The sequence below is a fragment of the Corynebacterium sp. HMSC059E07 genome, from assembly GCF_001814395.1.
Lineage (GTDB): Bacteria > Actinomycetota > Actinomycetes > Mycobacteriales > Mycobacteriaceae > Corynebacterium > Corynebacterium hesseae.
Genome location: NZ_KV816324.1, coordinates 1 through 11,412, shown reverse-complemented (window position 1 = coordinate 11,412; position 11,412 = coordinate 1). Strand labels below are relative to the sequence as shown.

Annotated in this window: 11 protein-coding genes and 2 pseudogenes; 2 read left to right on the top strand and 11 right to left on the bottom strand. The window is 61.6% G+C overall.

Annotation, left to right across the window (positions count from 1 at the left end):
- A partial coding sequence (locus HMPREF2967_RS07920; RefSeq protein ID WP_255365854.1) for a SulP family inorganic anion transporter occupies positions 1–725 on the bottom strand: 725 nt, incomplete at its 3' end.
- A gap of 348 nt (positions 726–1,073) precedes the next feature.
- Between HMPREF2967_RS07920 and HMPREF2967_RS07915 the strand changes: the two genes are divergently transcribed.
- The gene (locus tag HMPREF2967_RS07915; RefSeq protein WP_070685944.1) at positions 1,074–2,249 is read left to right on the top strand and encodes an esterase/lipase family protein; all 1,176 of its coding nucleotides are present in this window, start codon (positions 1,074–1,076) and stop codon (positions 2,247–2,249) included.
- Between the two features lie 15 nt (positions 2,250–2,264).
- Here the strand turns inward: HMPREF2967_RS07915 and HMPREF2967_RS07910 are convergent, their stop codons facing one another.
- From HMPREF2967_RS07910 to HMPREF2967_RS07890, 5 genes are read right to left on the bottom strand one after another with little or no spacing between them, the layout of a single operon-like run.
- Complete coding sequence (locus tag HMPREF2967_RS07910; RefSeq protein ID WP_070524713.1) at positions 2,265–3,323, bottom strand: HtaA domain-containing protein; 1,059 nt, start codon at positions 3,321–3,323, stop codon at positions 2,265–2,267.
- A gap of 3 nt (positions 3,324–3,326) precedes the next feature.
- On the bottom strand, positions 3,327–4,133 hold the full coding sequence (locus HMPREF2967_RS07905; protein WP_070564966.1) for a heme ABC transporter ATP-binding protein: 807 nt from the start codon (positions 4,131–4,133) through the stop codon (positions 3,327–3,329).
- Positions 4,133–5,176 (bottom strand): FecCD family ABC transporter permease, encoded by a 1,044-nt coding sequence (locus HMPREF2967_RS07900; protein WP_180963883.1) that lies wholly within the window; start codon positions 5,174–5,176, stop codon positions 4,133–4,135. Before HMPREF2967_RS07900 ends, HMPREF2967_RS07905 begins: the two co-directional genes overlap by 1 nt.
- Positions 5,169–6,227, bottom strand: coding sequence for a heme/hemin ABC transporter substrate-binding protein (locus HMPREF2967_RS07895; RefSeq protein ID WP_070532438.1), 1,059 nt, complete (start codon positions 6,225–6,227; stop codon positions 5,169–5,171). Before HMPREF2967_RS07895 ends, HMPREF2967_RS07900 begins: the two co-directional genes overlap by 8 nt.
- 43 nt (positions 6,228–6,270) lie before the next feature.
- Entirely contained in the window at positions 6,271–8,154 is a 1,884-nt protein-coding gene (locus HMPREF2967_RS07890) for an HtaA domain-containing protein (RefSeq protein ID WP_070524721.1), read from the bottom strand.
- A 125-nt stretch (positions 8,155–8,279) separates the two neighbouring features.
- Between HMPREF2967_RS07890 and HMPREF2967_RS07885 the strand changes: the two genes are divergently transcribed.
- Positions 8,280–8,801 (top strand): hypothetical protein, encoded by a 522-nt coding sequence (locus tag HMPREF2967_RS07885; RefSeq protein WP_070524723.1) that lies wholly within the window; start codon positions 8,280–8,282, stop codon positions 8,799–8,801.
- 18 nt (positions 8,802–8,819) lie between these two features.
- On the opposite strand, the pseudogene HMPREF2967_RS07880 reads toward HMPREF2967_RS07885, so the two are convergent.
- From HMPREF2967_RS07880 to HMPREF2967_RS07865, 5 genes and pseudogenes are all read right to left on the bottom strand, one after another.
- Positions 8,820–9,230, bottom strand: a pseudogene (locus HMPREF2967_RS07880) (Sir2 family NAD-dependent protein deacetylase); the annotation flags it as partial.
- Entirely contained in the window at positions 9,128–9,904 is a 777-nt protein-coding gene (locus HMPREF2967_RS07875; protein WP_070524725.1) for a type I restriction endonuclease, read from the bottom strand. The pseudogene HMPREF2967_RS07880 and the gene HMPREF2967_RS07875, both read right to left, overlap by 103 nt.
- A 9-nt stretch (positions 9,905–9,913) precedes the next feature.
- On the bottom strand, positions 9,914–10,561 hold the full coding sequence (locus HMPREF2967_RS13450) for a restriction endonuclease subunit S (protein WP_227485839.1): 648 nt from the start codon (positions 10,559–10,561) through the stop codon (positions 9,914–9,916).
- Positions 10,562–10,651: 90 nt separating this feature from the next.
- Complete coding sequence (locus HMPREF2967_RS13445; protein ID WP_232748495.1) at positions 10,652–11,140, bottom strand: restriction endonuclease subunit S; 489 nt, start codon at positions 11,138–11,140, stop codon at positions 10,652–10,654.
- A gap of 7 nt (positions 11,141–11,147) precedes the next feature.
- A pseudogene (locus HMPREF2967_RS07865) lies at positions 11,148–11,412 on the bottom strand (type I restriction-modification system subunit M); the annotation flags it as partial.

The window sequence follows — 11,412 nt, the reverse complement described above, 5'->3', positions numbered from 1 at the left end:
ACCCCGCTACGCACCCCGAAACCGGAAGAGCCCGTAATGTCGTCGACAAGTTTGGCTGTGAGCAGCGACTCCATGAGGCCGACGAGGGCCACGCCTACCGCGTACGGGCCGATGAGCGTGAGCGTGTCGAGCGTGAGCGGCACGTCAGGGAAAACGAAGCCCGGCAGGCTCGTGGGTAGCTCGCCTTGGTCCGCGACGTCCGGAATGTCCCAGCGGAAGACGACGACGAGCACTGTGATGACGAGGATCGTGATGAGCGGGGCGGGGACGACCTCCGTGAGCCTCGGCCACAGAAGCATGATGACCACACCGAGCGCCACGAGGGGATAGACGATCCACGGGACGTGCATGAGGTGCGGCAGCTGCGCGGTAAACATCATGATGCCCAACGCGTTGACGAAGCCAGTCATAACGGAGCGCGGGACAAAACGCATGAGCTTGGCGACCCCGAGGAAAGCGAGAACGATCTGCAGGACTCCCGCCAGCAGCACCGCCGCGAGGACGTACTGCAGACCGTGGGAGGCAGACAAGGGAGCAATGACCAACGCGACCGAGCCGGCCGCGGCGGAGATCATGGCAGGACGACCACCAGTAAAGGAGATGGAGATTGCCATGATGACGGACGCGAAGAGTCCAACGCGTGGATCCAGCCCCGCCAGGATCGAAAAGCTTAAGACCTCGGGGATAAGCGCGAGGGCGACGGCGAGGCCGCCGAAGACTTCCATGCGCAGGCGCGCGGGGGAAGAAAAGACGTAGCGAAAGCTCGCGAGCACGCCGGTAGGCGCCGGAATTTGGGCTCGTCCCCCAACTACCACTTCCAGAGATAAACGAAGGCCCGTCAGCTGCGCGCTGACGGGCCTTCTCCCCATGACTAATCTTTCGGCACTTACCGTGAGAAGGAAGTGGAGCGCGACCTTCCTAGTAAGCAACCGCCCGTGATTAGGCAAGGCTTAGTTTATAAACCTTTAGTTGGATGGTCAAGGGGGAACGAGAACTTTCTCCCGCGATCCCGCGAAATATCACCGTTACCACTAATAATTCCGAAAAATTAATGTATCGCGGCACGAAATAGGATGAGAGTTATGGCAACAGATTCGTTCAAAGAACCGCTCAAAGAACTCGAAACCCTCATCTCCGAGGGACTCGGGCGGTTCTGGCGTTCAGACCCGACTCCCCCTTCCGTCAGCTACGACGCCACCGAAGGCCTGCCGGAGACACCGGCGGCGGAACAAGCTTCAGACTCTCCGCGCCACGGCATTACCACCCCTGCGCCCGCTAACGCCTTGCGCGAGGAAGTGGCCGACGAAATCGCCGAGCTATTGCGTGCCGAGCGCCGCAGCTTCTTCGACCTCGACTTTCGCCATCCACGCGGGTCCGCAGGCGACGACCACGAGGCAGAGACCGCGGCACGCCTGGCATCGCTACCGCTCGGCGCACGCCTGAAGCCACGCGGCGTTTTCGAAGACGACTGGGCAGCGCGCCCGGATGAAGACCACCCATGGCCCATCATTCTCATCCACGGGACGACGGATACGAAAGGCGTATGGCAGCTGCTCGGCTCCGAGCTGCGCGAGGACGGCTGGACCGTGTTCGCACCGGACTATGGCGCCCGCGCCACCGGCCCCATCGCCGCCTCCGCCGATCAGGTCGGCGCGTATATCGACGCGGTCCAAGCCGTCACCGGCGCGGAACAGGTCGTGCTCATCGGACACTCTCAAGTCGGTATCGTCGCCCGCTACTGGATGCATAACCACGATGCGGTGGACCGCGTGCGCCACATCATCTGCCTGTCGGCGCCCAACCACGGCACCACCCAAGGTGGAATCGTCAGCTCGTTGATTTCCAGCCGCCGCCAAGAACACGTCATGCGCTCCATCATCGACGCTTACTTCGGCCCAGCCGGCATGGAACAAATCGTGGGCAGCGCGACGCTGGAGGAGCTCAACCGCAACGGTGACCTGGCCCCCGGTGTGAGCTACACGTGCGTGGCCACTAAGCAAGACTCCATCGTCGTGCCGCCGGAAACCTGTTTCTTGGATCCCGGCGACACTCCCGACGGAACGGTGCGCAATGTCTATGTGCAAGACGTCGACAAACGCGCCGTCGTCTCACACATGGATATGCCCATGGACAAGCGCGTGCGCGCCATCGTGCGCACGGTGCTCAAACAGCTCTCCCCCACCCTGGACAATCCTCACGACGCCCAAAGCCACGCCCTTGCCAACGCGGGTCACGCCGACTCGGAATAGACCCGTGCAGGTTCGCTAACGCAGGCGCGCCAGCAGGGGATTAAGAACGCCGGACTGCACGATGGCGCCGCCGATGACCGCAAACATGCCGCCCAGAGCGGTCAGCGCCAACACGATATTCCACACGTTGGAAAAAGAAGAGCCTTCTTCGCCCTTGTTATCCGTGCCGCCTTGGTTCTGATCCCGCCCCTTTTCCGGCTTCTTCTCTGGGTCCTTCTCAGGAGTCTTTCCTTGGTCTCCTGCCTGGTCCTTGCCCTGCTCGTCGCGGCCCGGCTCGTCCTGCTCCCCTGGGGTGGTCTCGGTGCCCTCATCGGCAGGACCCACACACTCGGACGCGGTCTTCAAGGTCACCTGTGCATCATCAAGTTCCGGCTTGTAGCTCTCGTTGTACATGCCCATGAAGATCACGTCGATACCCTCGATGTGCTGGATCTTCGACTCGCGATCGTAGTAGGTACCCGCCTTCGGCTTGTACGTCACGTCGGTCGCATTCAGCGTGAGCATATCGCCGTCCTTCGACCATGCGGCATTGCCCTCAGCGAAGGTATCCGTGCCCGACTTCTTGTTTTCTTCCGTGCGGTCCTCCGGGGTGTATTCCGTCATGCCCTTGCCCGGCACGTAGTAGCCCTCGTAGGACGTGCCCGCCTTTGCCTGCCCTGCCTCCGTGAGGACATAAGGCGAGAGCATCTTGGTGTACAGCGCACCGTGGTGGCCCTCAAACTCCAGCGTCGAATCCTTGGTTCGAATATCGGCTTTCGTGACGGTGCCGTCTTCGCCCAGGCTCACCGAGGACGCAGAAGGATCCACCTCGAAGTGGAACTGAAAGTCTGCTCCGCCTTTGTTACCCTCGTCCTGCGTTACCGCGCCGGACGTGGTCCACCCACCCCTCGCGATGGGGCCGGTGATGTAGTTGCGGAAAGATTCCTTGATGCCCCAATTCACAGTTCCGGAGACAATGCGGGTCTCCAGGGTCTGGCCAGGGGCGCAGGTGGGGGCATCGGCAGCAAAGGCTGCCGGAACGGTCAGCGCCGAGGCGGTCAGCGCCAGCGCGAGAGAAGAAGAGACAATACGCATGAGTTAAGACTCCTTAAGTAGATCGACAAAAGACTGCTCGGGATCGGCGACCTGACATCGCGCGGGATGGACTGAGATGTGGCCGTCTGCCTTGCTCACCTGGATGGGCCAGCGATAGACCTGCGACAAAATCTCGTCGGTGTAGACCTCGCGCACCGGGCCGGCGGCGGCAACTGCCCCGTCTGCTAGGCACACGATGTGATCGCAATAGGCCGCAGCGGCGCCCAAATCGTGGAGTACCACCAGCACCGCCACTCCAGCCTGCGCCGCGATCGAGCGCACCAATCCCAAGACTTGTTCTTGGTGGCGGATGTCCAGCGCCGCAGTCGGCTCATCGAGAAGAATCACCGGGGTCTGCTGCGCCAGTACACGGGCCAACGCCACACGCGCACGCTCCCCGCCAGAGAGCGTGGCAATATCGCGGCCGGCCAAGTGCGTCGCATCCACCGCCGCAAGCGCTGCGTCGATGATCGCGGCGTCCTCGGCCTGCCTGGCGGTGCCCTCCCAAGGGCGCCGGCCCATGGCCACTACATCACGCACGAGAAACTGGAAGGACACAGTAACGTCCTGCAGCATCACCGCACGCGCACGGGCCAACGCCCCTGGGGAGGACACCGCCGGATCCTGCCCCACGAGGGAAACGGAACCGGTGTAATCAATATCGCCGGCGATGGCCGCCAGCAGCGTGGACTTGCCCGCACCATTCGGGCCGATGAGGCCGGTGACCTCCCCTGGGCGGGCGACAAAGGAGACATCGGAAAGCAGGTTCCGCTCGCCGATCGAAACGGAAAGATTCGCAACGTTAATCATCAATGCATTCCCTTCTTCATCATCCGGCGCAACAGCACGAAGAAGGTGGGGCCACCCACGAGCGCGGTAAAGATACCGATGGGAAGGTCGGCGAAAGGAATGAGCGTGCGCGCAGCGACGTCGGCAAAGCCAATGAGTACGGCGCCCGCCACCGCAGAGGCCGGCAGCAAGACCCTGTTTTCTGGGCCGATGATCGTACGCAGCAGGTGCGGCACGATAAGGCCGACGAACCCAATAAGTCCGGCGAAAGCAACTGCGCCGGCGGTAAGGATCGCCGAGGCAGCGATGGCGATAATGCGCAGTCGCTTGACGTCGACGCCAGTGTGTTCCGCGGCGCGCTCGCCCAGCGCGAGCACATCTAGCTGGCGGCCAAGACGCAGCGCAATGGCCATCCCGAGGAGGGCGATGGGGAGGCCCACCCACACGTGTTTCCACTGGGAACCGTTGAGCGAACCCATTTGCCAAAAGATGATTTGCTCGCGGTTCGCGGTAGGCGCCAGGTACATCATGAAGGAGATGATGGCGTTGCACACCGCGTTGATAGCAATGCCGGTCAGGATCAGATTGACCACCGCCACACGCCCTCGTGAGCGCGCCAACTGGTAGATCAGCGCGGTAACCAGCAGCGCCGTAGCAAACGCCGCGAGCGGCACCGTGAAGGTACCCAGGACGGAGATATTAAAGACGATTACCACGGCCGCGCCTACACCGGCACCGGAGGTCACGCCCACGATGGAGGGCTCAGCCAGCGGGTTGGCGAACACGGCCTGCATGAGCGTGCCCGCCACTCCCAAGCACGCGCCGACCAAGAAACCGAGCAGAATGCGCGGCAGGCGGATCTGCCACACGACGTTGGCCGTCAAGCCACCGCCAGGGCCCGCGGCCATAATCTGCACCAAGTCACCCAGCGCGACGTAGTACTGCCCCAGCGCAAGCGACAGGATGAAGGCGACACCAAGCAGCACCCCAAGCGATACGAATACACCAACCCGCAGGCGGGAGCGCCGAGCGAAAACCTCCGTGGGGGCCGCCGGTTTAAGCATTGTCTGGGTCATAGATTGCCTGCGCAAGTTTGAGAAGGGTCTGTCCGGTCAAGGGCCCGAAGGCGAGCGATTGCCCGTCTGGGATGGTCACGATCCGCTGCTTTTGGCCCGCGGTGGTTTGTGCAATGCCGGGGCGCTCGAGGAGGCCTTCGACGCCGCCGGTCGACTCCAGGCCGCCCGTCATCATGATGATGACCTCAGGGTTAATCTTTGCCAAAGATTCGGCGTTGGCAGGTTCGGCGTAAGAGAGGTGGTATTCGGTGCCGAGGTCTACGCCGCCCACACCCTCAATGAGGTCCTTGGCACCCGTGCCTTCTCCCATGATGAAGAAGATGCCGCCGTTGCCGCGCGCGTAGAGGAACGCCATGCGCATTGGCTCCTCCGGCACGATGTCTGCGATGGCCGCCTTATCTTTTTCGATTTCTTCGACGGAGCGGTTGGCCAGCGTTTCGCCTTCGTCTGGCAGACCCACGACCGCGGCCAGGTTTGTGATGTCCTCGGCCACCGAGTCAATGGTGCGTTTCGGCTCCATGACCACGGTGGTCACCCCTGCGGCGCGAATCTGGTCGATGGCGTCGCGTGGGCCGATCGAATGATCGACGATGACCAGCGTGGGCCGGAGTTCGAGCACGGCTTCCACGTTGATGTTGTGTCCGCCCTGGGTCACGACGGGGCGATCGGCGATAGCGTTTTCCGTCGACGACACCGTGCGACCCACGATATTGTCCGTAAGCCCTAGGCCCTCGAGGGTTTTCGTATACGTACCGTAGAGATCCAATGCCACGATTCGGGACACATCCGTAACGGAGACGTCGTAGCCGTCAGCATCCGTGAGCTCTACCGGCAGCGCGGGAGTAGGCGACTCCGCCACCGCGACGACATCCTCGAAGTCCGTCACATTCGACACACCCGTAAACGAGCGCGGGTCTTTGGCCGACTGCGCGTCTGGGAGGGCGTCGCGCAGCTGCGCGTCTTGGGATTCATAGGCGCCTTGGACGCCGCACCCTGTGAGGGCGAAGACACACGCCAACGCCACCAAAAGTCGTTTCATGCGAAACGTATCCTTTCTCAAGTCTTGGGTAACAAGGGGTGCGCTACGCCGGGTTGCGCAGGACGACGGAGCCCATGGAACCGCCGGCGATGGCGAGGCCTGCGATAAGCAGCAGGAGCCACGTGCTCGCCTCCGGCGAGGAGCCCGCGGCCGCGGCCTTCTTGATCTGGAAGTTGCCGCTGCCGTCTTCATAACCAGACGTGCTCGTGCCGGCCGCGGCCTGCGGGCCGTCTCCCGCAGAGCTTTCCGATGCCGCCCGCTTTGCCGCCGCAGCGCTCTGACCGCCGGAGGTCGTCGCCGCACCAGTGTGTGCCGTAGTTCCGCTCGCCCCGGCGCAGTCCCCGGATCCGCCAAGTTGTGCATGCAACGAAAGCGGATCAAGGGTCGTGCCCGGCTCATAGAAATTCGCGAACGCATCATTGCCCGCTGCGGTCAGCGTGACGGTGGCTTCGCCGTCGACGGCGGAGTCACTCACGTCGAGCAGGCTAAACGACACGTCTCCGAGCACCGTGCGTCCAAAGTCCTTGCGCTCGCCCTCCATGTTGGAGGAACGCACGTCGGCGATGAGTTGACCGCTCGTCCCGTTGAACCGGACTTCCAGGTTCGCGATATTGAGATCGAGGACTCCGTTGTGGCCGGTAAAATGCATAGCGCCGCCGTAGCGGATGGAACCTGACTGCGCCGCAGTATCCACATCTCCGCCGGTGCCCGTGAACTGGAAACGCGAGTTGTCGTACCCTACGCCGTCGAGCGTCCAGGCGCCCTTGGCGATGGAGCCGGTGATATACGACTGGAAGGACTTCTTGACACCCCACTCGGCGGTCGCAGCCTGCACGCCCGTGGCTACGCAGGTTTCTGACTGCCCATCACTAGCCGCGGACCCGGGGTCCTGTGGCCGCGCGGTTCTTGTGGTTCCAGTAGCACCAGTAGTGCCGGAAGTACCCGAAGTACTGCCCGAAGTACTACCCGAAGTGCTCGAAGTACTACCCGAAGCACCCGAAGGGCTCGCGGTGCCCGAAGTGTTGGCTCCCGACGCGCCTGAACCACTCGTGGTGCTAGTGGTAGTGCTGGTGGTCGTGCCCGTGGCGGCTTCCGTGCGAGAACGGAAGGATTCTAGCTGGTCTAGGAAGGACTCCGTGTTGCCCATGAAGGTGGTCAGGCCATTCATGGTGTCGTTCGTTTCCTTCAGAATCGCCATGGCTTCTGCATTGCGACCAGTAAACGTGCCCGAGATTGTCCCCAAGGACTTCGAACCGCTGCCTGAACCGCCAGAGGACCCGCCGCAGCTGCCATCCGTGGCCACGGTCCCTGACGAGGGGTCCATCGACTGTCCCGACTCATAGGCAATGAAGAGTTTGTGTCCTTCGTCGGTGAGCGTGACGTCGCCGGAAAGGTCGAGCGTGTGCGCGGACGCGTCGACGGGTTGATCTAGATCGATCCCCGCGATGACCACGTTATCGCCGGTAATCTGCGGGCCGCGTGCGGACTTATCCACCATGTCAGATTCATAAGAGACGTAATCCACCACGATCGCCGCCCGGTTGCCGGAGGCCTGAATCTGCCAGTCTGTCAGCGTCATATCCAACAGATCGTCGCCGCCGTAGTTGTGTCCAGTGAAGTGGATGACGCCGCCGAAGGGGACGGTGACGGTATCGCCGTTTACGGAAGCCTTGCCCGGAGTGAAGGTAAAAGCACCGTCTGCGCCGGTTTCGGAACCGGTAAAACCAATGCCGTCCGTTTCCCACTGGCCCTTGGCGACTTGGCCTTGGATATAGCTTCGGTAGGACTGCTTAATGCCCCAATTCCAGGAGCAAGTGCCGGCAGCCGAGGCGACAGGAGCGTTGAGCGCGACCGAAGGGAGTGCGATGAGAGTACTGGCAGCAAGAGTGCCCAATATTCGACGGAGAATCACGGAGAGAGTCCTCATGAAGTATTGATGCGATGAACAAAAAGAATCAGAAGTTAGGCTACACATACCTAAGCAGTTTTGTATAGGCTATACTAACCTAGATTAGGTAAGCAACCCCCAACAAAGGACACCCTCATTCGGTCATGACATCGTCGTCTACCAGCGCCTTCAAAAATCTGTATCCCGACGTAGACCCCACGCGTGGGCTACCTCTCAGCGTCTCCGAGCGCCTTGCGCTGTCTCTCGCGCTCGCGATTGCAGCTTATGGAGCCGTCACCGCAGACATGCTCGTTGCAGGCGCCGGCGTGGCCTTCACCCTCATCGCCTCGGTGCTGCAACAGCACAAGACCGCGCGTCGGATTCGCTCCGAAGCGCGCACTCGCTTCCCCGGCGAAGACTGGGCCGAATACCGCGCCACGCGGCGGCTCAACCTCGGCGTCCTAGTCCCCTTGTGGGTCTGCATCATCATCGCCTTGTGCGCGGCCGGATACTGGTTCGTGCCGCTCGAATATGCAACTCCCGCCGCCATCGTCATCGCGGTTCTCGTTGCCCTGCTCGCCTGGTTCATGCCAGGCATCAGCCCCCTGTGGCGAGGCAAGCAGACCGATCCCCCGGCACCAGAGAAAAACACCGACACCGCAGTCATGTACTTCGAGAAGCTTTAGGCCTGCCGTACCCCAGCCTTACACATCAAGCAGATCCAGTAGCTCATCAAAAGCCGGCGCTACCTGCGTGCGCCACAGCGTCGTCGCCTTCGGGTCGCCGCGTCCGGGGCCGCCGTTCACCACAGAGACCTCTTTGCCCTGCTTGAGCGCGTCGAGCATGAAGCGATAGCCACTCATCACGGCGAGCGACGAACCGGCGACAAGCAGCGAGCGCGAGTCCGCAAGCAGCGCACGCGCGGCGTCCCGCCGCTCCACCGGAACCGGCTCGCCGAAGTAGACGACGTCCGGCTTGAGCAGCTCCGAACCGCAGCGGACGCACGGCGCCATCACGAACTCGTCGACCGCCTGCTGCGACAGCGCGACGTCGCCGTCCGGGTTAACTTCATCCGCGCGCACGACCCAGCGCTCCAGATAGCCCGGATTCGCGGCTCGTTGTTGAAGTCTGCCCAGTGGAAGAAGTAGTCCGGGTTGAACTTGCCTGCGCCCGGGTTGGCGAAGTAGATCGTCTCTTCTGGGGTCATGGCGACGAAGATTTGCACCAGTGAGAAGATTCCCTGGTAGACGCCCTCGTGGGCGTACTTGGCTATCTGGTTCGCACCTTGGGAGACCGGCACGCCGGAGCGCTTCAGCTCGATGTGGAAGACCGGCATACCGTTGATGAGCAGCATCAAGTCGCCACGTCGGGTGGGCAGCAGCTCATTGGCGGTCTGGAAGCGCGGCTGGACGGCAATCTGGTAGCGCGACTGGCCACCGGCAATCTCTAGGCGATCGTAGATTTTCAGGCTAACCTCAGAGCCGAAGTTGGCGGCCTGCGGTGCATCTCGGGTAATGGTCACGGTGCTACCGTTGATGAACTCGTTGAGCGCCAGCGGCGTACGCAGGTTGTTGACCTGCTCGATGATTTGCGCCATCTCGCCCTCGGTGAGCGGCACGTCGCCAAGCAGGTTACGGCCCCGGTTGTTGGCGTAAAGAATGTTCGCCCAGTTGTCGATGAGCTGCTGCTCTGTCGGGAAGCGCAGCAACTCCTTGCTCCAGCCGTGGCGGGTTAGCAGGTCGATGAGTACCGCCTCGAACTCAGCCTCAGAACGAAATGGTGTGGTCATAGCTGCTCCTTAGATGAACATCCGTTGCAGCAGCGCCGCCTTGGCCTGCTTAAGGGACTCGATGTACTTGGCCTCGGTAGCAATGAGCGTGTCCAGCCGTGTGAACACTGCACCGATGGCCTGTTGTTCTTCAAGGGTGGGTGGAATGGTAGCCGCCGCCTCTGCCAAGTGACGGGCGTTCAGTGACGGCAAAGCACCGCTCTGAGTGAATCGGGTCAGGTCCACCGTCTTGAGGTAGGTATCGGCAAACTGAACATCCCAAGATTTGGTGTCCAAGGAAAACGCCATGAGATTGTTGTCGAGGAGGAATGTATCGGTAGCGAGTCTTTTGCGCCCTAGGAAGACAGCAGCACCAACCTTGGCGAACAGAATCGCAGGTACAGCTGTTACAGGCACCCAGTGATTACGAACAATCTGTTCCTCCGTCACATAGTGGTTGGCGGAGCGCAGTTGCAGCTCATTCCCTGGTGCGGAGAGGTCCGATACCTTGTAGAAAGGTAGGCCTGCTTCCCCGCCTTGTTCACGTTCCGGGAATCCGACGCCTGACTTGAACGAGCCGAGTTCACCCAGTGTTGTCGTCTTCCACTCACCGTCGAAGCCCTCCAGCCGCAACTCCGGCACCGTCTGCCCCTCCTCCTGCGGGAACATCCGTTGCATGAGAGCAGTTTTGGCCTGCTGCAGGGCCTGGTGCTTCTTGGTGTGCTGGTTGATGGCATCGTCGAGGTTGGTGAAGATAGCGCCGATGGCCTACTGTTCTTCGAGAGCGGGCGGGAAATAAACAGCCTGATTGAACAGCTCAGTCTTCGTGATACCTTTGATGGTGCTACCCTGCAGCTGGTCAGCGAGTCCCTCCATACGCCGCTTAACAGTAAGAGCGATGTATTCAGGGTCACCGGAAAGGTCTGATAGCGATACAAAGTCCTGGCTGGTGGCGTAAGGGAACGGCATAAAAGAGACCTTGCCAACGCCAACACGAGTGACGACTGCAACAGAGTCGGCAGGAATCTGCATAGCAGCAGAGCGTGAAATAGCTTCCTCGGTGATGTGCTTACGAGGGGCGACCGGGGCGACCCCCTGCTCCGCAACATCAGAGGATTGAATCCAAGGGATGTCCCCGGACCAGTAGCCCGGTTCATCGCTAGATGGCGTACCGCCACCGTAAGTCCTTTCGCTGAGGTCTCCAATGGCTTTCAATTCCCACTCACCATCGAAGCCCTCCAGGCGCAGTGCGGGCACGTTGTGACTATGCATCGCGACCACCGCCCAGCAGCTCCTGGAGTGCAGCCAGGGCCTGCATGTCGGCGGCGTTGCCGGTAAGCCCGCTCAGTAGGCCTGCCAGCTCTTGCTCCGTCTCGCGAATCTTCACGTCGAGGTCGGTCAGCGCGACGGCGTACTTGTCGTGCAGCGCCTGGACGCGGCCGGCCAGGCCTGCAAGCACGTGACCAGGGATTTCGCGCAGGTCATCCATAAGTGAAGTAATCCACTTGGCGGTGAGCACCTCATCGACC